We start from the raw sequence: 21,004 nt of genomic DNA on the forward strand, positions 1-21,004 counted from the left end.
GCCCGGGACGGGGCCGGGGACCCTGCAGGGAGGCCACCCGAGCGCATGGGCCGGCGGGTCAGCGCCGCGGCACCGGCCGACGGCGGCGCCGCACGACCCCCTCGTGGACGGCGGCGATCCCCCCGGCGGCGGCGAGCAGGACGGCGCCGCAGCCGACCACGGACACCCCACCCATCGACGCGGCGTCCCACTCGGCCCAGACGATGCCCACGACCAGCGTCAGCAGACCGACGGCGCCCAGCAGCGGCGCGAGCCACCTGCTCATGCAGCCCCCTCTCCCCCGGGAGGTGATCAGACCACGGGCCACCGACACCCCCGGCCGGCCGCGGCGCGCCCGCTGCGCAGCGCGACCGGCCGACCGCGGTGTCGCTCCTCCCTCACCGCGGACCGGCCGTCGGCCGGCTCAGGCGCAGCCGCGCACGCGGCGCACCACCCCGCTGGCCGGCTTCGCCGGGATCCGCCGCGCCGGCCACCCGTCGCTCGTCCGGGAGCCAGGCGGAGCCCCTGGCCAGCAGGCGGGCGCTGTCGTCGACTCAGGGTCGGTGCACGGGGAGGGGGCCTGGTGCGAGCTTGCGAACGGCGGGGGGACGCGGGGTCCTCTTCTCAGCCGGGCCGCTGCTGCTGGAGGCGGTCGTCGCGCGGACGGCTGGCCTCGTCGGGCGGAGCGCCGTCGGCCCCGCCGTCGCGGGGCCGGGCTCCCAGCCGGCGCAGCAGGGCGGCCACCTCGCCGGTCGCCCACGAGGTCGACCCGGCGGGCACGGTGCGCGCCACCCGCTGCAGCGCCCCGGCCAGCGCCCGCTCCTCCTCGCTGAGCAGGCCGCTGTAGGCGGGGTCGAGCAGGTAGCCGGTGGGTGGGGTGGACAGGCAGCCGATGAGGTCGAGCAGCACCTCCAGCAGGCGGGCCGCCTCGGCCGGCGAGGCGTCGGCGGGCGACATGGCCACGGTCTGCACGTCCTGCTCCCACAGCCGGGCCCGCGCCGGGTCGTCGCGCAGCGCCAGCACGGTGCCGCTGCGCCGGCGCGGCGCCGCTCCGGGCACCTGGCTGGCGGTGCGCACCTGGTGGGCGATGCGGATCAGGTCGTCGTCCTGCATCGAGGTGCCGACGAACAGGACGTGCCGGGTCAGCAGCAGCGAGTGCAGCACCCCGGCCAGCGCGGCCCGGGAGTCGCCGCCCAGGTACTCCTCGCGGGTCAGCACGATGCTGTCCGGGTGCGCGGCGTCGCCGTGCAGCTTGAGCAGCCAGGGCCGGCCCGGCTCGGCGTCCTCGAACGGCAGCACGGCCAGGTCGCGGCCGATGTCGGTGGCGGCGAGCTCGACCAGGGGGTCGTAGTTGGTGGTGACGAACTCCTGCACCGGCAGGTCGGCGATCAGCGCGTGCGCCAGCGCGTAGTGGCCGGGGCCGAACCGCTCCTGCACGTAGCGCTCCAGCCGCTCGCGGCCCAGCTCCCGGGCCAGCAGGGCCGCGGCGTCCTGCGCCGGGAGCCGGGACAGCCCCTCCCGCAGCGCGCCGTCCAGCCCCGACCGCCCGGCCAGTTCGTCGACCAGCTGCTCCCAGGTCGGCAGCCCGGCCGCCGCGCTCATCCCCGCGCCGGCGAAGACGGCCAGCTGCCCGCGCCGGGCCCGCTCGCCGAGGTCCTCGGCCAGCCGCCGCAGGTACGGGGGCAGGTCCCAGCTGTCCGGCTCGGCCCGGCGCACCCGCTGCGCCGCGGCCAGGTCGCTGGGCCCGCGCAGCACCAGCGCGACGTCGAAGCCGTGCTGCTCCGCCGAGTCGCGCAGCGCCGGCAGCAGCCGCTGCAGCAGCGTGCCGCGCCGCCCGGCGGCCCCGCCCCAGCCGGTACCCAGCGGGGGCAGCGCGACCAGCCGGCGGGCCCGGCCGTGCACCGGCTCGGGCACCTCCCGCCGGGCGACGGCGGCCAGCGCCCGGCAGGCGCCGTCGACGAGCCACGGCAGGACGTCGGCGGGGTCGAGCGTGCCGTCGTCGACGGTGTCGACCAGCCACAGCCGCCGCGCTCCGCCGCCGTCGGACCCGCGGGGCACCTCGAGCACCCGCTCGTCGCCGCGCCAGGAGAGGTCCAGGCGGAGGTCGTCGCCGTCCTCGCTGGTCGCCAGGCCGGCGGGGAGCAGCTCGCGCCACTCGGCGGTCACCCGCAGCGAGCGGTCGGTCGGCACCAGGACGTCGTCGCACACCAGCCGGCGCAGGTCGGCCCCGACCACGAAGACGTGTCCGGTCACGCCCGGGGGTTGCCCCGGGCGGCCTGCCGCGAACCGGTACGGGAACGGCCGCTCGCGACCCGGCGCGGTCGGAGCTCAGCCGAGGGCGCCGCAGCCGCCGGCGCCGCACGCGCACCCGGCGCAGCCGGCCGGACGGGCCGGGGCCGGCGGCCGGGCGGCGAGCGCGCGCAGGTTGAGGGCGCCGACGAGGAGGAGGACGCCGAGCAGGCCGACCGCGAGCGCGGCCACCACGGCGGCGCCGCCGGCCGCCCGCGACCAGCCGGCGACCAGCCCGGTCGCGACGAGCAGGCCGGTGACCAGCGCCCACCACACCAGCGCGGCCCGACCGCCGCGGCGGACGGCCCCGCCACGACCGAGCAGCGCCAGCGCCCCCGCGAGCAGCCCGGCCGGCACGGCGGCGAGCAGCACCCAGCCCGAGGCGGACGCCGACGCGAGCGCGACCCCGACCGCGGCCAGGCCGGCGCCGAGCGCCGCGGCGCCCGCCCCCCGGCTCCGGGCGCCGGAGGCCAGCACCGCGCCGCGGCCCACGGCCAGCGCGCCGGCGACGCCGAGCAGCAGCCGGGCGCCGCCGGCGTCCCAGACCACCGCGACGACGGCGACGAGCAGCAGCGCGATCCCACCGGCCAGCCACCGGGGCCACGCCCGCCGGGCCTGCTCCGGGCTCGTCCGCTCCGCCGTCCGCACCGCTGCGCCGTCCGCCACGGGGGCCAGTGTCCCCCACCGGGGCGCGCCGGCGCGGCCAGCCGGAGCCGGTCCCTCCGGCCGGGCGCGGTCCGTGACCGGCCGCCCCGGGGCCGCGACGGGCGGCGGCCCGTCGGCCGGCCGGCTGAGATCCGACCGACACCGGAGCCCGTGGTGTGCCACCCTGGTCCGTCTCCCAGGACGGGGAGAGCGGGGAGGGAGCCGGCCATGAGCGGGCACGGGACGATCGGATCGGCCGCCGGAGCCGCGGACCGGGCGGGGAACAGCGACGTCCTCGAGCACCTGGCCCGGGTCGGGCTGGTCGCCTACGGCGTCGTCCACCTGCTGATCGCCTGGCTGGCCCTGCAGCTCGCCTGGGGCCAGGGCGGCGGCCAGTCGGCCGACCAGTCCGGAGCGCTGGCCACCCTGGCCGGGCAGCCGCTGGGCCGGCCGCTGCTGTGGCTGCTGGCGGTCGGGCTGATCGCGCTGGCGGTCTGGCAGGCGGCCGAGGTGCTGCGCTGGCGCAGCGGCCTGGTCTCGTCCGGCGACGCGCGCAAGAAGGCCCTGGGCAAGACGGCCAAGTCGATCGTCAAAGCGGTGGTCTACGTCGTGCTGGCGGTCCTGGCCATCCGCTTCGCCACCGGCGGCGGGCAGTCCAGCGCGGCGCAGCAGCAACAGCAGACGGCGGGCGTCTTCGCCTGGCCCGGCGGGCGCTGGCTGGTCGGCGTCGCCGGGCTCGTGCTGGTCGGCGTGGGCGTCTACCTCGTCTACAAGGGCGTCTCGAAGCGGTTCCTCCAGGAGATCGACCTGGCGCAGACCCCGCCCGGTGCGCGGTCGCTGGTGGAGAAGCTCGGCCTGGTCGGCTACCCCGCCAAGGGGATGGCGCTGGGGCTGGTGGGCGGGCTGCTGGCCTACGCCGCCGTCACCTTCGACGCGGCGAGGGCCAGCGGGCTCGACGGAGCGATGCGCACGATCCTGGGCGCGCCGTTCGGGCAGGTGCTGCTCACCCTCGTCGCCGTGGGCATCGCCGCGTTCGGCGCCTTCTGCTTCGTCCGCGCCCGCTATCCCCAGCGCACCTGAGCACCGGCCAGGTGCGTCCGCGAACGATCAGGTGAGCTGGTCGTTCCGCGTCCTGGCTCAGTGTCGACGGTGAGCCAGGACGCCGGACCATGAGCTCACCTGATCGTCCTGTGGGGACGACGGTCAGGTGCGGGGGCCGCCGGCGACGTAGACGACCTGGCCGGAGACGAAGCCGGCGCCCTCGCTGACCAGGAACGACACGGTGTGCGCGATGTCTGCAGGGACGCCGGCGCGCTGCACCGGGATCGCCGCGGCCCGCTCGGTGACGTACTCGTCCCAGTCCCTGCCCAGGCGGGCGGCGGTCGCCCGCGTCATGTCGGTGACGATGAAGCCCGGCGCGATCGCGTTGGCGGTGACGCCGAAGCGGCCCAGCTCGATGGCGAGGGTCTTGGTGAAGCCCTGCAGCCCGGCCTTGGCGGTCGCGTAGTTGGCCTGGCCGCGGTTGCCCAGCGCCGAGGTGCTCGACAGGTTGACGATCCGCCCCCAGCCGGCCTCGATCATGTGCCGCTGCACCGCCCGGGTCATGAGGAACGAGCCGCGCAGGTGCACGTGCAGGACCACGTCCCAGTCGGTGTCGGTCATCCTGAACAACAGGTTGTCGCGGGTGACGCCGGCGTTGTTGACCAGCACCACGGGCGGGCCGAGCTCGGCGGCGACCCGCTCGACGGCGGCCTGCACCTGGTCGGCGTCCCCCACGTCGGCGCCCACCGCCAGCGCCCGGCCCCCGGCGGCCTCGATGGCCTGCACGGTCACCTGGGCCTCGTCCTCGCGCAGGTCGACCACCGCGACCGCGAACCCGTCGGCGGCCAGCCGCCGGGCGGTGGCGGCGCCGATGCCGCGGGCGGCGCCGGTGACGATCGCGACGCGGGCGGATCCGGTGGGTGCGGACATGTGGCAGCTCCTGTGGTCGAGGGCCGGCCCGTCCAGGGACCCGCCCCGAGCCTGCGAGGGTGGGGAGGACGGCGGCCCCCCTGTAGGGTCCCGCCGCCGGCCCCGTCCAGAGGCTCACCCTGAGCTTGCAAAGGGTGAGGAGGACGGGGTCCTTTCATGGCGGGGGCAGGGGGGTCCTTGTTCAGACCCGCTCGAACAGCGCGGCCAGGCCCTGCCCGCCGCCGATGCACATCGTCTCCAGCCCGTACCGGGCGTCGCGGCGGACCATCTCGCGGGTGAGGGTGGCCAGGATGCGGCCCCCGGTGGCGCCGACCGGGTGGCCGAGGGAGATGCCGGAGCCGTTGACGTTCACCCGGTCGAAGTCCGACCCGGTGAAGCCCCACTCGCGGGTGACCGCGAGGACCTGCGACGCGAAGGCCTCGTTGAGCTCGATCAGGTCGACGTCGGCGAGCTTCAGGTCGGCCAGGGCGAGCGCCTTGGCCGTGGCCGGCACCGGGCCGATGCCCATGGTCGCCGGCGGCACACCGCCCACGGCCCAGGAGACCAGCCGGACCAGCGGCCGCAGACCCAGTTCCGCGGCCTTGTCCGGGTGCGTCACCACGCAGACCGCGGCGCCGTCGTTCTGCCCGCTGGCGTTGCCCGCGGTCACGGTGGCCTCCGGGTCGTCCTTGCCCATGATCGGGCGCAGCTTCGCGAGGGTCTCCACCGTGGAGTCCGGGCGGATGTGCTCGTCGCGGTCGACGACGACCTCGCCCTTCCGCTGCTTCACCGTCACCGGCACGATCTCGTCGGCGAACCGGCCCTCCTCGGTGGCGGCGGCGGCCCGCTGGTGGCTGCGCACGGCGTACTCGTCCTGCTCCTCGCGGCCGATCCGGTAGTCGCGGCGCAGGTTCTCCGCGGTCTCGAGCATGCCGCCGGGCACCGGGTGGTTGCGCCCGCCGGCGGTCACCCGGCCGCGGGCCAGCCCGTCCTGCAACAGCACACCCGGCCCGGCCTTGACCCCCCAGCGCATCGCGGTCGTGTAGAAGGGCGCGTTGCTCATCGACTCCGCGCCGCCGGCCAGCACGACCTCCGAGGCGCCCGAGGTGACCTGCATCGCCGCGTAGAGCACCGCCTGCAGACCCGAGCCGCAGCGCCGGTCGATCTGCAGCCCGGAGGCGGTCACCGGCAGGCCGGCGTCCAGGGCGGCGACCCGGCCGAGCGCCGGGGCGTCCATCGTCGGGTAGCAGTGGCCGAGCAGGACGTCGTCCACCGCCTCGGGCGCCAGCCCCGTCCGCTCCACGACGGCGCGGATCACCGTGGCGGCGAGCTCCTGCACCGGTACGTCCCGGAGCGAGCCGCCGAAGCCCCCCACCGGGGTCCGCAGGGGCTCGCAGATGACCGCATCGCGCACGGGTCCTCCTCGTCGTCGGCTCAGCCTGCCGGGCCCGAGTCTCCTCCCGCGGTCCCTGCGTGCAACGGCGCCCCCTCCCGGGGGAGGGGGCGCCGCAGGTGACGTGCTGGAACGGCCCCCTCCCAGGGGCCCGCCCCGAGGTACGAGGGGTGGGGAGGGAGGGGGTCCTTGTTCAGCCGGCCAGGCCCTCGGCGAACTCGCCCTCGAAGGCGTCCTGGACGACGGTGGCGCCCCCGGGGACGTCGGCCGGCCGCAGGATGAAGCTCTCCAGGCTCGGGGACCTGCCCTGCTCGAAGCCGTTGATCGGCACGATCAGCCCGCCGGTGTCGATGTCCTGCAGGTCGTTGAACGCCTGCAGCACACCGGCGCGGGTGAGGTCGCCGTTGTCACAGGCGGCGTCGAGCACCTGCTTCATCGTCTCTCCCATGCCGTAGCCGAACACCGCGCCGAGGCTGGGCTGCACGTCCGGGTGGGCGGCCTGGTACTGCTGCAGCAGGTCGGGGTGCTGGTCCCACGCGGAGATGGGCGAGGCGACGTAGAGGTGGTCCTTGAGCGCCTGCGCCGCGGGGCCCTGCAGCAGCCCCGGGGCGAAGACCGGGTTGCTGCCGATGATCGGCACGTTCAGCCCCTGGGCGGCCGCCACCGCGGCGGCCGACGCCGTCTGGGTGGGGGCGACGGTCAGCGCGATCGCGTCCACCCCGGCCGCGGCGAACTGGGTGATCTGCGCGGTCATGTCCTGGTCGCTGGACTTGATCTGCGCCGGGATCACCTGCAGGTTGCGCTCCTGGGCGACGGCCTGGGTGCCGGCCAGCCCGTTCTCCCCGTACTCGCCCTCGAAGTAGATGTGCCCGACGGTGTCGCCCTCCTTCAGCAGGCCCTGCTTGAAGAGGTAGTCGTACCCGTTGGAGATCTCGACGTCGTAGGTGGCGCCGAGGACGCCGGTGCCGGGGATCTCGGTGAGCGTCCTGGCCCAGGCGGACGGGAAGTTGACGATCTGGTCGGACTCGTAGTTCTGCGCCAGCGCGGTGTTGATCGGCGAGCCGATCGTCTGCTGCATCGCCAGGATGTTGGGCTCCATGCCGCTGTAGAGCTGCACGCCGGTCTGCGGGACGTAGCCGGTGTCCTGGACGTCGAGTTCGACGTCGTAGGTGTCGCAGACCTGGTTGTCCTGCCAGAACAGCTGGTTGGCGTTGGTGATGTCGTTGCCGAGCGCGGCGAACACCCCGGTCAGGTCGGTGAGGACGCCCAGGGTGATCGTCGTCCCCTCGATGCCGACGTCGGTGGCCACCTCGCCGCTGGCCTCGCCGCCGCTCCCGCCGCTGTCCTGCGCCTTGGTGCTGCAGCCGGCGGCCGCCACGACGGCGACGGCCGCGGCCACCGCCGTGCCCGCGCGCAGAGCTCTGCTCGCTCTCATCTGGTCTCGCTCCCTTGTGCTGGTCGATCGGAGGGGGTGGGTGGGGAAGTGGGGGCCGCGTCTGCGCGGCGGGCGGGTGCACGGCCCCGGCGCAAGCCGGATCGCAGTCGCTGGGCGATGCCGGCCAGGCCGGCGGGTTCGAACAGGATGACGAGGACGATCGCGGCGCCGTAGAGGTAGCGGGCCGCGAAGCTGGCGGAGATCCCGCCCTGCCCTGGGGCGCTGACCAGCGGCAGCACGTCGGCGTAGCGCTGGAAGACCAGCGGCAGGGCGGTGACGAACAGCGCCCCCAGCGCCGCGCCGCCCACCGAGCCCAGGCCGCCGAGGACGACCATCGCCAGGTACTGGATGGAGACCACCAGCGTGAACGACTCGGGCGCGACGCTGCCGATGGACAGCGCGTAGAGGACGCCGGAGAGCCCGGCGTACATCGAGCTGACCAGGAAGACCCGCGCCTTGTAGGCCTGGACGTTGACGCCCATGACCGAGGCGGCGACCTCGCTGTCGCGCAGGGTCTGCAGCGCCCGCCCGGGGCGGCTGCGCAGCAGGTTGCGGGCGAAGACGTAGCCGGCCAGGGCCAGGACCAGCCCGAGGTACCACAGCCGCTCGGCCTCCCGGAAGGGGACGCCGAGGACCGCCAGCGGCGGGTCGTCGTTGCCGAAGGAGAACCCGAACAGCGAGAACTGCGGCGCCGAGCGGCCGTTGAAGCCGCCGGTCACCGGCGTCCAGGTGTTGATGACGTGGACGCCGATGAACACCAGGCCCAGCGAGGCGACCCCGAGGTAGATGCCGCGCAGCCGCGCCGCGATCGGGCTGAACACCAGGCCGGCCAGGCCGGCGAGCAGCACGCCCACGACCATGCCCACGACCGGTGGCGCCCCGAGCCCCTGCAGCTCCGCCCGCGTGCCCAGCCCGCCGGACTCCCCGGAGACGTAGACGTAGCTGTAGGCGCCGACGGCGAGGAAGAAGGCGTGCGCCAGGGACAGCTGCCCGGTGGTGCCGACCAGCAGGTTCAGCCCGATGGCGCCGACGGCCGCGCCGAAGACGGCGAAGCCGGTCCGCAGCCAGAACTCGTCGACGTAGAACGGGACGGCCAGCAGGACCACCAGCAGCGCGGCGGTCAGCAGCGGCCGCAGCAGCGACCGGCGGGGGCGGGCGTTCGACGCCGGGCGGGCCGGTGCCCGGGTCGCCCCCCGCGCCGCCGGGAGGGTCTGCTCAGACACGGGTGAGCTCCTTGGTGCCGAAGAGCCCCGACGGGCGGACGAGCAGGACGGCGATCATCACGACGTACGGCACCACCTCGCCGAAGCCGCGGCCGAGGAAGAGCAGGTGCTCCTGGTAGCCGGCGGCGAAGGACTCGGCCAGCCCGATGAGCAGCCCGCCGACCAGCGCGCCGCCGGTGGAGTCCAGGCCGCCCAGGATCGCCGCCGGGAACGCCCGCAGCGCCACGGTGTAGGCGGCGGCGCTGACCCCGGGGGTGGGTGCGCCGACGAGGAACAGCGCCGCCACCGCGGCCAGGGCGCCGGCGACGATCCAGGCCACCGCGGAGACGCGGCCCTGCCGGATGCCCATCAGCGCCGCGGTCTCGCCGTCCTCCGCCGAGGCCCGCATGGCCACGCCCCAGCTGGAGTACTTGAACAGCACGAAGAACACGACGATGAGCAGGCCCGCGACGACCATGGCGATCAGCCGGTTCTGGCTGATCCCGACCCCGCCGATGCGGACCGACTCCCCGCCCCAGGGGTGCGGCACGTTGAGGATGTCCGGGCCGATCCGCCGGATGAGCTCGGTGAGCAGGATGATGTCGACGCCGATGGTGACGATCGCCAGGCTGATCACCGGGGCGCCGCGCAGCCGGTTGATGACCAGCCGCTCGATGAGGAACGCGGCCAGCGCGGTGACGAGGATGCCGACCAGCACGGCCGGCAGGAAGCCGATGGGCCCGGACAGCCGGGCCATCGTGTAGGCGCCGAGCAGTAGCAGCGAGCCCTGGGTGAAGCTGACCACCTCGCTGGCCTTGAAGATGATCACGAAGCCGAGCGCGATGAGCGCGTAGATCGCGCCCAGCGATACGCCGTTGAGCAGCAGGGACAGGAACTGGGTCACGACGGGCTCCCCGGGGAGTCGGTGCGGTGGTGGACGGCGGCCGGGGCGGGGCTGTCCTCCTCGCCGGAACCCAGGTAGGCCCGGATGACCTCGGGGTCGGCCTGCACCTCGGCGGGGGTGCCGTCGGCGATCCGGCGGCCGAAGTCCAGGACGGTGACCCGGTCGGCCAGGGACATGACCATGCCCATGTCGTGCTCGACCAGGATGACCGAGATCTCCAGCGCGGCCCGGATCTCGCGGATCGCCTCGGCCATGCGGGCGGTCTCCTCCGCGTTCATCCCGGCCACGGGCTCGTCGAGCAGCAGCAGCCGGGGTTCGGTGCACAGCGCCCGCGCCACCTCGACCCGCTTCTGGTCGCCGTAGGAGAGGACGCCGACCGGGGTGTGCAGCTCGTCGCCGATGTCGAGGAACTCGGCGATCTCCCGGATCCGCTCGCCGTGCACCCGCCCCTCCCGGGTGGCCCGGGGCAGCCGCAGCCCGGAGGAGAGGAACCCCGCCCTCGTCAGGTGGTGCCGGCCGAGCATGAGGTTCTCGGCCACCGTCTGGGCGCCGGAGAGCGCGATGTTCTGGAACGCCCGGGCCACGCCGACGTCGGCGATCTGGAACGGCCGCATCCGGTCGAGCCGGGCGTCGCCGAAGCGGACCTCGCCCTCGCTGGCCCGGTAGACCCCCGACAGGACGTTGAACATCGTCGACTTGCCGGCGCCGTTGGGCCCGATGACGGCGTGGATGGTCCCCGGAGCGACCGTGAAGGACACGTCGTTCAGCGCCCGGATCGCCCCGAACCGGACGCTGACGTGCTCGACCTCGAGCGGGGCGACGTCGGTGCGGGGGGCCGCCCGCTCGGCGCCGGCCGCGCTCACGCCGTCCACCGGGACAGCGTCCGGCGGGGGGCGCGCCCGCCTCGCTCGCGCGGCGCGGGGCTGGCGGCGCCGCTGTCGGAGCCGAGGTAGAGCCGCTGCACCTCGTCGGTGGCGGCCAGCTCCCGGGCCGCGCCGGACAGGGACACCCGGCCGACGTCGAGCACGTAGGCGAGGTCGGCGACCCCGAGCGCCATCGTGGCGTTCTGCTCGACCAGCAGCACCGAGGTGCCCTGCCGGTTGATCTCGGCGACCACCTCCCCGATCTGGCCGATCACCCGGGGCGCGAGCCCCAGCGAGGGCTCGTCGAGCAGGAGCAGCCTCGGGCTGGCCATGAGCGCCCGCCCGATGGCGAGCATCTGCTGCTCGCCGCCGGAGAGCAGACCCGCCCGCTGGCTGCTGCGCTCGGCGAGGACGGGGAAGAGGTCGTGGACGCGGGCGTGCGCGGCGGCCTTGGCGGCACGGTCGCGGTTGCCCATGCCGCCGGCCCGCAGGTTCTCCTCGACGGTGAGCCGGCCGAAGATCCGCCGTCCCTCCGGGACCTGCACCACGCCCCGGCGCACGATCTGCCCCGGGTCGCGGCCGGTGACGTCCTCCCCGTCGAAGCACACCGTGCCCGCGTCGACCCGCCCCCGGTGCAGCCGCAGGGTGCCCGAGATGGTCCGCAGCAGGGTGGTCTTGCCGGCGCCGTTGCTGCCCAGCACCGCCACGACCGCGTCGTCGGGCACCTCCATGGAGATCCCCCGGACGGCCTGGACGGCACCGCCGTAGGTGACCTGCAGCGCGTCGATGCTCAGCACGCGGGCTCCGGCCGTGCGGAGGCCTCCGCGGTCGGGGCACCTGGACCGGACCCGGGTGATCTGGAGCACATGGCGGGACACTGTAAGCGGACGGCGTCCCACCGGAACCCCGACGCGGTGTTTCGTGACCTCCAGGTGATCTGGGTCCCCCGCGTGGGGGACCGGGCGTCGGCCGCGGTCGGAGGTGTCGCCGCCGGTCAGCGCCGGGCGCGGCGCAGCCCGCGACGGGCGCTCCCGGCCGTCAGGCGGCGCTGCCGGCGCCGGGGGCGACGAGCTCGACGCCGAGCAGCTCCCACAGCCCCGTGATCTGCAGCGGCCGGACGACCGCTCGGCCGGACGCGAGCACGCGCAGCCGCACGCCCCGCTCGGACGCCTCGCGGTGGGCGCGGGCCAGCACGCACAGGCCGGCCGAGTCCAGGAAGGTCACCCCGTCGAGGTCGACGGTCAGGGCGGGGGCGTCGAACGCGGCGTCGACCGCGGCCTGCAGGGAGGGGGCGGTGCAGGCGTCGACCTCGCCGGTCACGGTGACGACGACGCCCGCGGCGGAGGTGGTCACGTCGATGGACACGAGCTCGTCGGTGGGCACGAGCTCATCGATGGACACGAGCTCGTCGGTGGGCACGAGCTCGTCGGTGGACGGGAGGGAGACAGCGGTCACGGAACGCCTCTCGGGGAGAGCGAACCCGTACGAGGACCACGGCAGGAGTGCCGGGGTGCGGCGCGGAGTCCGGGCTGTGCCGCGGCTGACCTGTTGAACCGCTGCCTGCGACGGTAGAGAGTGGAGCGCATCAAATCAAGGTCGGCCGGAGCGGGCGGACCGGGATCGAGGTCCGCCGCAGCGGGGGCGCAGGGTCGTGGTCTGCGGCGGCGGCCCGCGCGGGCCGCCGCCGCCGTCCCGCGGGCGGGGATACTGGTCGTCGTGTCGAAGCGGTTGACGGTGTGGGGCGGGGTCTGGCTGGCTGTGTCGGTCGCGGCCTTCCTGCTGCTCGACCCGATCCTCGCCTCGTTCATCGCCATCGTCGGGCTGTGCCTGTGGGTGGTGGCGCTGATGGCCAGTGACTGGGACCGGCACTCCACCTTCGAGCAGCGCGAGCTCGCCCGCGCCCGCCGCCGCGCGGCGCAGCGGGAGAAGACCAAGGAGGCGCGCGCCAGGGACCGCGCCCGCTGGGAGGCCCACCAGCAGCGCAAGGGCGACCGCTCCGCCCAGTAGCCCCACCACCGGTCGACCTCCGCGGTGTCCGCCCGGGAAAACCGGTCGACACCGCGGCGCCGTCGTCCCTACGGTCGCCGCCATGCGGTCCTGAGCTCCCCCGAGCGACGTACCCCGCGGGTCGAGCCGACGCTCCCCGCCGTCCGCGCCCCCCTTGCTCTCCCCGGCTGCGCGCAGCCCCGCCCTCCTCCCGGAGGCCCTCGTGTCCCGGAGGCCCTCGTGTCCCGTCCGCACCGCACCCTCGACGGCGCCCCCACCACCGCCCGCGCCGCGCTGCCCGAGGCGGAGGCGGCCGCCTTCGACCGCCTCGCCGGCGCCGTCCTCGCCCGACCCGGTGCCGCGCTCGGCGCCGTCCTCCGCGCCACCCTGCCCGGCACCGCCGGCGTCCGCTGGCTGCGGACGGCGGGCCTGCCGCCGACCGCCCGGCCGGCGGACCTGACCACCGAGCAGTGGCTGTCGCTGTACCGCTGCTGGTCCGGGGCGGGGCACGCCCCGTCGCCGGGCGCCCCGGGGGGTCGCGGCCATGGCTCGCCCGCCCACCCGTCGGCGCACGGCCACGCGCCCGGGGCGATGGCGATCCCGCGCTGGCAGTAGTAGAAGGACCCCGTCCTCCCCACCCTTCGCAGGCTCAGGGCGGGACCCGGGACGGGGCCACCCCCTCGGGCGGTGATCATGGGGGTGTTGCCGCCGACACGTGCGGACACGCCGCACGCGCCGGCAACAACCCCATGATCGACTTCGGCAGGGTGGGGCGGGGTGGGGTGGGTCAGGGCGGGGCAGGGGGCGGTGGGGCGGGGCGGGGCGCGCCCTACAGATCGACGGCGTCCTCGGCGGCGAGCGCGCCGGCGCGGTCGGGGTGCGCGAACGCCTCGGTCAGGGCCTGCCGCAGCGGCCACGCCCCGGCCCGCCAGGCCAGCGCCCGGCCGAACGCGGCGGGGGTGCCGTCGACGTGGTCCACCCCGGCGGACCCGCGGCCGGCGGCCGGCCACCACGCCACCGTCCGGCCGCCGGCCCGCAGCGGCTCGTGGACGGCGACCTCGCCGGTCAGGTGCGCGACGCCGAGCCGGGCGGCGGCCAGCCCGGCCCCCGGCAGCTCGGCCCAGCGCAGCGTGCGGACCGGCCGGCTCTCCACCGTCGCCCGCACCACCTCACCGGCCAGCGGGAGGTCGAGCAGGTCGGCCACCGGGCCCGCTGCACCCCCGGCCGGCACCGGCGCGTCGTCGAGCAGCGGCACCAGCCAGGGGGCGTCGAGGACGACCGCGTCGGCGGCCGGCACCACCCGGTCGGGCGCGACCCGCACCCGCTCCGGCGGTGGCACGTCCATGCCGTCGAGCGCCGCGGCCAGCCGGGCGTGGACGGTGCGCAGCACGGCGGGGACGACCGTGCGCCGCGGGTCCCCGAGCCGGTCGAGCAGGTCCAGCGCGCCGTCGACGTCGGCCAGCACGTCGGCCACCGTCGCCGGCGGGCGCAGCAGGTCGAGCAGGGCCGGGTCGGCCTCGGCCGGGTCGTACAGGCCCTGCAGCTGCGTGCTCTCCGGGTGCCGCAGCCGGTCGGGCCGGCGCCCGCCGAGCACCGGGTGGGTGGACAGCCACCAGCGCAGGTAGCCCGGTACCGCCACCCCGTCGAGGACGACGTCGGCCCAGGCCTGGCCCGGCAGCGCGGCCAGCAGCGGCAGCGCCCGCGGCCAGTCGGCGACCAGCTCCAGGTCGCGGACGGCGGTCAGCGGCGGCCAGTCCGGTGCCGGGACGCCGGCGGGCAGCCGGTCGAGGACGGCGTCGGCCCAGTCCGCGGTGCCGTCGACGTCGAGGTCGTCGGGGTCCTCGGCGGACACCGGCGCGAACCCGTCGAGCACGCCGACCGCGCGGAGGACGGCGGGGTCGGCGTCCACCGCGGGGCCGAGCGTGCCCAGCGCGCCGGGCGCCAGCACCGCGGCGAACGGCGACCCGGGCAGCACCAGCTCCCCCGCCGGCGCCCACCCGCCCTCGGCGTCGGGCAGCGCCAGCTCGGCCAGCCAGGGCAGCTCCCCCGGCGCGGGACCGGCGGCGGCGACCAGCGTGAGGACGGCGTCGGCGAGCTCGGCCGGGTCGGTGTCGGCGTCCCAGCGGTCCTCCACCGCGTCCATCGCGGCCTCGACCGCGGCCCGCACCCCGAGGTCGGCGAGCACGCCCGCGGCGGTCGCCGGCCGCGCGCCCAGGCGCTCGAGCAGCCGGCGGGCGGCGGGCGGCGCGACCGCCCCGGGGTCGGCCAGCCGCAGCCCCAGCGGGCCGAGCCGCCGCACGGGCAGGCCGGCATCGGGCAGCAGCACCCCGGCCGGGCCGTGCGCGGTGCGGCCGTCGGCGAGCGGGACGGGGAGCGCCGCCAGCTCCTCCCGGTCGGCGCCGTCGAGGGCCGCGTAGAGCCGTGCCCACCACGCCGGTGGGCGGGCGGTGCCGCGCACCGCCTCCACGACTTCGGCCGTGCGGACCCGGCGCACGCCCAGGGCGGCCAGCGCCGGAGCGTCGGTGCGGCGGGACCAGCCGGCCGGCAGCAGCCCGGGCACCACGTCGGTGAGCGCGGCGACCCGCTCCTCGGTCGGCTCGGTGAGCACGGCGGCCCGGCCGGGGGACTGCCGCACGTCCTCGTGCCCGGCGACCGGCAGCCACGCGGTCTCGCGCAGCCGCTCCAGCGCCGCGGTGCCCAGCGCCGCGTCGAGCTCGGCGCCGGCCAGCCCGACCCGGGGCACCAGCGCGAGCACCGAGCCGTCCCCGCCCACCCCGCCGGCCAGCCCGGCGAGCAGGTCGGCGTAGGCGCGGGCGGCCTCGACGACCAGCGCGTCGGTGACCGGGCCGGGCAGCACGTGCCGCCGGTCGGGGCCCAGCGGGAGGGGGGCGATCAGCCGGGCCGGGAGGGCGAGGGGCTCGTCGCTGGGCGTGGGGGCGTGCACCTGCTGCGGCAGGGGCAGCGGCACCGGGCGGCCGTCGTCGTCCAGCGGCACGGCCCAGGTGACGGTGTACCCGCGCCGGTCGCGCTCCTCGACCGGCCGCTCGGCGAGCAGCTCGGCGGCCAGCACGCCGCTGCGGCGGGCCAGCCGCCAGGTGGTCGTCCGGCCGTCGTCGGTGAGGTCGGCGTCGCCGTCCCGGTGGCGCACCGCCAGCGACCGGGGGACGCCGTCGACGACGACGTCGAGCTCGGCCAGCCCGGGCAGCGCCAGCAGCAGCGTGGCGTCGAGCTGCTCCAGGGCGGTCCGGACGGCGGTCCGCGACCCGGCGCGCAGCGGCAGCACCACCTCGGTGGCCCAGCCCCCTGTCGTAGAGCCCTCTGTCGTAGAGCCCTCTGTCGTAGAGCCCTCTGTCGTAGAGCCCGCCGGCGGCGCCCCCTCGGCCGGCCACGGCAGCCGCAGCACCGGCACCGCGCCGCCGCGGCGGGCCAGCTCGTCGGCCAGCGCGGGTACCGCCGCCACCTCGGCGCGGGTGCGCGCGGCGCTGAAGGCGACCCCGCCGCTCGTCGAGCGCACCTGCGGTTCGTCGCTGACCGCCAGGACGGCGGCGAAACCGACCCCGAACCGGCCGATGGTGTCGACCGTCGGCCCACCCTCGACTCCGGAGCGGCCGACCGTGTCGACCTCGTCGCGCTTGGCCGAGGCGCGCAGCGAGGCCAGCCCCTGCACCCCGGCGGCGTCCAGCGGCGCGCCGGTGTTGGCCGCGCGCAGCACCTCGCCCCCGGCGCCGTCGTCGGCCAGCTCCAGCCGCAACCGGCCGGGCAGCCCGGCGCGGGCGGCGGCGTCGGCGGCGTTCTGGGCGAGCTCGACGAGCAGCCGGTCGCGGTAACCGCCCCGGACCAGGTCCTCCTCGGCGTTGGCGTCCTCGCGGAAGCGCGCCGGGGAGTCGGCCCAGGCGGCGAGCACCCGCCGCCGCAGCTCGGCGGTGTGGAACGGGTCGGGCGCCTCGGAGGCCTCGCGGGGGTCGGGCGTCTCCGAGGCCTCGCGGGGGTCGGGCGTCTCCGAGGCATCGAAGGGATCGGGCGTCTCCGAGGCATCGAAGGGATTGGGCGTCTCCGAGGCATCGAAGGGATCGGGCACGGCGGTCAGCATCCCAGCGGGCGTGCGAGGGGCCCGTTGCCGGGTACCCCGGAGACCGTGAGCGAGATTGATGTCTCGAGATACCGGCTGCAGGCCCTGCCGGACGAGGACTCCGACGAGGACTGGGACGACGACGGCGAGCTGTTCGGCCCCGACGGCAAGCGGGTCGAGACCTGGCGCGAGGGCTACCCGTACGCCGAGCGGCTGCCCCGCCCGGCCTACGAGCACGAGAAGCGCCGGCTGCAGATCCAGCTGCTGCGGCTGCAGAGCTGGGTCAAGGACACCGGGCAGAAGCTGGTGATCGTGTTCGAGGGGCGCGACGCCGCCGGGAAGGGCGGCACCATCAAACGGTTCACCGAGCACCTCAACCCGCGCGGCGCCCGGGTGGTGGCGCTGGACAAGCCGTCGGAGCGCGAGCAGACCCAGTGGTACTTCCAGCGCTACGTGCAGCACCTGCCGGCGGCCGGCGAGATCGTGCTGTTCGACCGGTCCTGGTACAACCGCGCCGGCGTCGAGCGGGTGATGGGCTACTGCACCGACGAGCAGTACAGGCGGTTCATGCGCCAGGCGCCGGAGTTCGAGCGGATGCTGGTCGACAGCGGCATCCGGCTGGTCAAGTTCTGGTTCTCGGTGTCCCGCCGCGAGCAGCGCACCCGGTTCATCGTCCGGCGGATCGACCCGGTGCGGCAGTGGAAGCTCTCCCCCACCGACCTGGCCTCCCTGGACCGGTGGGACGACTACACCGCGGCCAAGGAGGCGATGTTCGCCGCCACCGACACCGAGTGGGCGCCGTGGACGGTGATCAGGAGCAACGACAAGAAGCGGGCCCGGCTGGAGGCGCTGCGGTACGTGCTGTGGACCGTGCCGTACACGGACGAGGACGCGTCGGTGGTCGGCTCGCCCGACCCGAACATCGTCGTGGCGGCGGCCGACGTGCTGGAGGCCGACCGCGAGGCGCTGGAGCGCGAGGACCTGCTGGCGGCCCGGTGATCGAGCGCCGGACCCGCAGCAGCGGGAGCCCCGGTCACCGGGTCACCGCCACCGGAGGGAGCCCGTGCCGCAGCCCTCACGGGTCAGGTCTCCCGGGAGCTGGGGAACTGCGAGTCGTGCATGACGTCGACGACGGAGCGCCCGGAGCGCACCGCGGCGACCATGTCCCGCTCGCGGGCGGCGATCCGTTCGGCGAGCTCGACGACCTGCTCGGCGCCCTCCTGCGCGACGACCACCGCCCCGCAGGTGTCCAGCGCCGCCGGCCGGGCCAGCAGCGAGGCAGGCCCGGCCGGGCCTGCCGTCATCAGACGTACTGCCGGACCACGATGGTCGCCACGCACGCGGGCTTGGTGCCGCCCTCGGTTTCGAAGGTGACCGTCTGCTGGATCTGCACCCCGCCGGTGATCTCGGTGACCTCGTCGACGACGGCCTTGGCGCGCAGCTTGCTGCCCACCGGCACCGGCGAGGGGAAGCGCACCTTCTCTGTGCCGTAGTTGACGCCCATCGAGAAACCGGTGGTCTCGGTCAGCTGCGGCAGGAACCGCGGGACGAGCGAGAGGGTCAGGTAGCCGTGGGCGATCGGGCCGCCGAAGGGGCTCTCCCGCTTGGCGCGCTCGACGTCGACGTGGATCCACTGGTGGTCACCGGTGGCGTCGGCGAAGAGGTTCACCATGTCCTGGGTGATCTCGACCCAGTCGGTGGGGCCGAGCTCCTGGCCGACGAGGCCCTTGACGCCCTCGACGCCGTCGACGGTGGTGGGGGTGGCCATGGGTTCTCTCCTGTCCTCAGGTGGTCTGGTGGGCGGACGCGGCCACGCTACGGGCCCAGCCCAGGTCGGCCTTGCCCGAGGGGCTGCGGCGCAGCTCGTCGACGACGACCAGCTCGCGCGGGCGCTTGTGGTCGGCCAGCCGCTCGCCGACGAAGTCCCGGGCCTCCTCGTCGGTGAGCGCGGTGCCCGGCCGCAGCGCGACGACGGCCACGATGCGCTGACCCCACCGGGGGTCGGGGGCGCCGACCACCATGGCGTCGCGCACCGCCGGGTGGGTGAGCAGCACCTGCTCGACCTCCTCGGCGAAGACCTTCTCGCCGCCGGTGTTGACGACCCGGCTGCCGCGGCCGTGGAAGACGACGGTGCCGTCGGCCTCCAGGCTGGCCATGTCGCCGGGGACGACCCACCGCCTCCCGCCGATCTCGCGGAAGGTCGCCGCCGTGGCCTGCTCGTCGCCCTGGTAGCTGATGTGCTCGTCGACCGGCGCGGCCAGCAGCCCGATCTCCCCGGAGCCCGGCGGGACCGGCCGTCCGGCGTCGTCGATGACCGCCGCGCCCGGGAAGAGCCGGAACCGGGCGGTCTCGGTCGCCTCACCGCGCCGGGTCTCCACGACGGCGTAGGGCCCACCCTCCGAGGAGGCGACCAGGTCCCGGCAGACCGCGTCGGCGTGCCGCAGCAGGCGCTGCTTGACGTCCGCGCTCCAGGTCACCCCGACGCTGATCACCCGGCGCAGGCCGGACAGGTCGTAGGGGCGGCCGGCCGCCTCGGCGGCGTCGAGCGCGTCGGCCAGTGGGCGGGCGAAGACGTCGCCGACGATCGAGACCGTGTCCACCCCCTCCCGCTGCACGGTGGCGGCCAGCTCGTCGGGGTCGTAGGACCTCGAGGGCAGGTAGACCACGCGGCCGCCGGCCAGCAGCGCGCCGAACGTGGTGTACATGCCGGTGGCGTGCATCAGCGGCGGGGCGGGCAGGCAGACCATGGCGTCCCGGTCGAGGCCCAGCCGCGCCAGCGTGGCCCGCAGCTCCTCGAGCGTGCGCGGCAACGGCTCCCCGAGCAGGAGCAACCCGTTGGCGCAGACCACGCCGAAGAGCCAGGAGTGCCGGGAGAGCACGCCCTTGGGCCGTCCGGTGGTGCCCCCGGTGTACATCAGCCACAGGTCGTCGCCGCGCTCGATCCGCGGCGCCGGCGCGGCGGCGGAGATCGCCTGCTCGTAGGCGTCGGCCCACGGCGGGACGTCGTCCGGCCCGCCGACCTGCACCAGCGCCTGCAGCTCCGGCAGCGCGGAGCGGGCCTCGGCGAACCGCTCGGCCAGGGCGGCGTCGAAGACCACCGCCTCGGCCCGCGCGTCCTCCAGCAGGGCGACGATCTCGTCGCGCCGGTACCGGTAGTTGACGTTCAGCGGCACCGCCCGGAGCTTGAGGACCGCGTAGACGCTCTCCAGGTACTCGATGCCGTTGTAGAGCGCGACGGCGACCCGGGACTGCGGCCCGACGCCCCGGGCGGCGAGGTGCCCGGCGAGGTGGGCGGCCCGCTCGTCGAGCTCGGCCCAGGTGCGGGTGCGCTCGCCGTGGCTGACCGCCAGCCGGTCGCGGCGCAGGTCCCCGACCGTCTCCAGGACGGTCGCGAAGCTCTCGTTCACGCCCCGGGGCCGTCCAGCCCGAACAACCTCGCGGCGTTGCCCTTGAGGATCTTCGGCCGGACGGCGTCCTTCACCCCGATCCGCTCGAAGTCGGCCATCCACCGCTCGGGGGTGATGACCGGGAAGTCCGAACCGAAGAGCACCTTGTCCTTGAGCAGCGAGTTGGCGTACTGCACCAGCTGCGGCGGGAAGTACTTCGGCGACCAGCCGGACAGGTCGATGTAGACCTGCGGCTTGTGGGTGGCCACCGACAGCGCCTCGTCCTGCCACGGGAAGGACGGGTGGGCCAGGATGACCTTCATGTCCGGGAAGTCGACGGCCACGTCGTCGACGTGCACCGGGTTGGAGTACTTCAGCCGGATGCCGCCGCCGGCCCGCTGACCGGCGCCCACGCCGGTCTGGCCGGTGTGGAACAGCGCGACCAGGCCGTGCTCGGCGATGACCTCGTAGAGCGGGTAGGCCATCCGGTCGTTCGGGAAGAACGCCTGGGTGTTCGGGTGGAACTTGAACCCCTTGACGCCGTACTCGGTCACCAGCCGGCGGGCGGCCTTGACCCCGGCCGCGCCGCGGGCCGGGTCGATGCTGGCGAACGGGATGACGACGTCGCTGTGCTCGGCGGCGAGCTCGGCGACCTCCTCGTTGGTGGGCACCGGGTCCTCGCCGGTCTGGGAGACGCTGTCCACGCCGAAGGCGACCGCGGCCATCCTCCGCTCGCGGTAGTACTCGGCCAGCTCCGGCAGCGAGTACTGGGGCATCGTCCCGATGCCGAAGTACTCCCCCATGTCCTCGGCGCCGGCGGTGCGCGGGGGACCGCCCTGGACCGACTTGTGCACGTGGGTGTGCACGTCGATGGCGACGACCTGGTCGACGTCGATGGCCATG

20 protein-coding genes are annotated in these 21,004 nt (G+C 75.8%); 4 read left to right on the plus strand and 16 right to left on the minus strand.

Features of this window, described 5'->3' with window-relative positions; translation table 11 throughout:
* Positions 1-58 precede the first annotated feature (58 nt).
* From DQ238_RS22730 to DQ238_RS23110, 3 genes are all read right to left on the minus strand, one after another.
* The gene (locus DQ238_RS22730; protein ID WP_158550735.1) at positions 59-265 is read right to left on the minus strand and encodes a hypothetical protein; all 207 of its coding nucleotides are present in this window, start codon (positions 263-265) and stop codon (positions 59-61) included.
* A 338-nt stretch (positions 266-603) separates the two neighbouring features.
* Entirely contained in the window at positions 604-2,232 is a 1,629-nt protein-coding gene (locus DQ238_RS08245) for an SIR2 family protein (protein WP_113780818.1), read from the minus strand.
* Between the two features lie 75 nt (positions 2,233-2,307).
* Positions 2,308-2,934, minus strand: a complete 627-nt coding sequence (locus tag DQ238_RS23110) for a hypothetical protein (protein WP_199506204.1) — start codon at positions 2,932-2,934, stop codon at positions 2,308-2,310.
* 207 nt (positions 2,935-3,141) lie between these two features.
* On the opposite strand from DQ238_RS23110, the gene DQ238_RS08255 reads away from it, so the two are divergent.
* Complete coding sequence (locus DQ238_RS08255) at positions 3,142-3,993, plus strand: DUF1206 domain-containing protein (protein ID WP_113780819.1); 852 nt, start codon at positions 3,142-3,144, stop codon at positions 3,991-3,993.
* Between the two features lie 123 nt (positions 3,994-4,116).
* On the opposite strand, the gene fabG is transcribed toward DQ238_RS08255, so the two are convergent.
* The 8 genes from fabG to DQ238_RS08295 form a co-directional block, all read right to left on the minus strand.
* Entirely contained in the window at positions 4,117-4,884 is a 768-nt protein-coding gene (gene fabG / locus DQ238_RS08260) for a 3-oxoacyl-ACP reductase FabG (RefSeq protein WP_199506205.1), read from the minus strand.
* A gap of 181 nt (positions 4,885-5,065) precedes the next feature.
* The gene (locus DQ238_RS08265) at positions 5,066-6,277 is read right to left on the minus strand and encodes an acetyl-CoA C-acetyltransferase (protein ID WP_113780821.1); all 1,212 of its coding nucleotides are present in this window, start codon (positions 6,275-6,277) and stop codon (positions 5,066-5,068) included.
* Between the two features lie 172 nt (positions 6,278-6,449).
* Complete coding sequence (locus DQ238_RS08270; protein WP_113780822.1) at positions 6,450-7,691, minus strand: ABC transporter substrate-binding protein; 1,242 nt, start codon at positions 7,689-7,691, stop codon at positions 6,450-6,452.
* Positions 7,688-8,914, minus strand: coding sequence for a branched-chain amino acid ABC transporter permease (locus tag DQ238_RS08275; RefSeq protein ID WP_113780823.1), 1,227 nt, complete (start codon positions 8,912-8,914; stop codon positions 7,688-7,690). Before DQ238_RS08275 ends, DQ238_RS08270 begins: the two co-directional genes overlap by 4 nt.
* On the minus strand, positions 8,907-9,797 hold the full coding sequence (locus DQ238_RS08280; protein ID WP_113780824.1) for a branched-chain amino acid ABC transporter permease: 891 nt from the start codon (positions 9,795-9,797) through the stop codon (positions 8,907-8,909). Before DQ238_RS08280 ends, DQ238_RS08275 begins: the two co-directional genes overlap by 8 nt.
* Positions 9,794-10,669: an ABC transporter ATP-binding protein gene (locus tag DQ238_RS08285; protein ID WP_233495815.1), complete on the minus strand. Its 876-nt coding sequence runs from the start codon at positions 10,667-10,669 to the stop codon at positions 9,794-9,796. Before DQ238_RS08285 ends, DQ238_RS08280 begins: the two co-directional genes overlap by 4 nt.
* Entirely contained in the window at positions 10,657-11,457 is an 801-nt protein-coding gene (locus tag DQ238_RS08290; RefSeq protein ID WP_113780825.1) for an ABC transporter ATP-binding protein, read from the minus strand. Before DQ238_RS08290 ends, DQ238_RS08285 begins: the two co-directional genes overlap by 13 nt.
* Before the next feature lie 241 nt (positions 11,458-11,698).
* On the minus strand, positions 11,699-12,115 hold the full coding sequence (locus DQ238_RS08295; protein WP_233495816.1) for an STAS domain-containing protein: 417 nt from the start codon (positions 12,113-12,115) through the stop codon (positions 11,699-11,701).
* 261 nt (positions 12,116-12,376) lie between these two features.
* Here DQ238_RS08295 and DQ238_RS08300 point away from each other — a divergent pair, with 261 nt between their 5' ends.
* Both DQ238_RS08300 and DQ238_RS08305 read left to right on the plus strand, forming a co-directional pair.
* Complete coding sequence (locus DQ238_RS08300; RefSeq protein ID WP_147263031.1) at positions 12,377-12,667, plus strand: hypothetical protein; 291 nt, start codon at positions 12,377-12,379, stop codon at positions 12,665-12,667.
* Between the two features lie 219 nt (positions 12,668-12,886).
* Complete coding sequence (locus DQ238_RS08305) at positions 12,887-13,261, plus strand: hypothetical protein (protein ID WP_113780827.1); 375 nt, start codon at positions 12,887-12,889, stop codon at positions 13,259-13,261.
* A gap of 214 nt (positions 13,262-13,475) precedes the next feature.
* Here the strand turns inward: DQ238_RS08305 and DQ238_RS08310 are convergent, their stop codons facing one another.
* Positions 13,476-16,724: a sacsin N-terminal ATP-binding-like domain-containing protein gene (locus tag DQ238_RS08310; RefSeq protein WP_233495817.1), complete on the minus strand. Its 3,249-nt coding sequence runs from the start codon at positions 16,722-16,724 to the stop codon at positions 13,476-13,478.
* 57 nt (positions 16,725-16,781) lie between these two features.
* Between DQ238_RS08310 and ppk2 the strand changes: the two genes are divergently transcribed.
* Entirely contained in the window at positions 16,782-17,714 is a 933-nt protein-coding gene (gene ppk2, locus DQ238_RS08315) for a polyphosphate kinase 2 (RefSeq protein ID WP_113780828.1), read from the plus strand.
* A gap of 83 nt (positions 17,715-17,797) precedes the next feature.
* On the opposite strand, the gene DQ238_RS23115 is transcribed toward ppk2, so the two are convergent.
* Genes DQ238_RS23115 through DQ238_RS08335 form a run of 4 tightly spaced genes read right to left on the minus strand, consistent with a single transcriptional unit; the run spans position 17,798 to position 21,003 of the window.
* Positions 17,798-18,019: a hypothetical protein gene (locus DQ238_RS23115; RefSeq protein ID WP_199506206.1), complete on the minus strand. Its 222-nt coding sequence runs from the start codon at positions 18,017-18,019 to the stop codon at positions 17,798-17,800.
* Entirely contained in the window at positions 18,019-18,483 is a 465-nt protein-coding gene (locus DQ238_RS08325) for a MaoC family dehydratase (protein WP_113780829.1), read from the minus strand. The genes DQ238_RS23115 and DQ238_RS08325 overlap by 1 nt, the downstream gene beginning before the upstream one ends.
* Before the next feature lie 16 nt (positions 18,484-18,499).
* Entirely contained in the window at positions 18,500-20,122 is a 1,623-nt protein-coding gene (locus DQ238_RS08330) for an AMP-binding protein (protein ID WP_113780830.1), read from the minus strand.
* Entirely contained in the window at positions 20,119-21,003 is an 885-nt protein-coding gene (locus DQ238_RS08335; RefSeq protein ID WP_113780831.1) for an amidohydrolase family protein, read from the minus strand. Before DQ238_RS08335 ends, DQ238_RS08330 begins: the two co-directional genes overlap by 4 nt.
* Position 21,004 lies beyond the last annotated feature (1 nt).

This window comes from Geodermatophilus sp. TF02-6 (assembly GCF_003319115.1).
GTDB lineage: Bacteria > Actinomycetota > Actinomycetes > Mycobacteriales > Geodermatophilaceae > Geodermatophilus.

Coding starts and splice junctions, on each gene's coding strand:
- DQ238_RS08325 (WP_113780829.1), bottom strand. CDS start 18,483: ATGGCCACCCCCACCACCGTCGACGGCGTCGAGGGCGTCAAGGGCCTC.
- DQ238_RS08270 (WP_113780822.1), bottom strand. CDS start 7,691: ATGAGAGCGAGCAGAGCTCTGCGCGCGGGCACGGCGGTGGCCGCGGCC.
- DQ238_RS22730 (WP_158550735.1), bottom strand. CDS start 265: ATGAGCAGGTGGCTCGCGCCGCTGCTGGGCGCCGTCGGTCTGCTGACG.
- DQ238_RS23115 (WP_199506206.1), bottom strand. CDS start 18,019: ATGACGGCAGGCCCGGCCGGGCCTGCCTCGCTGCTGGCCCGGCCGGCG.
- DQ238_RS08255 (WP_113780819.1), top strand. CDS start 3,142: ATGAGCGGGCACGGGACGATCGGATCGGCCGCCGGAGCCGCGGACCGG.
- DQ238_RS08335 (WP_113780831.1), bottom strand. CDS start 21,003: ATGGCCATCGACGTCGACCAGGTCGTCGCCATCGACGTGCACACCCAC.
- fabG (WP_199506205.1), bottom strand. CDS start 4,884: ATGTCCGCACCCACCGGATCCGCCCGCGTCGCGATCGTCACCGGCGCC.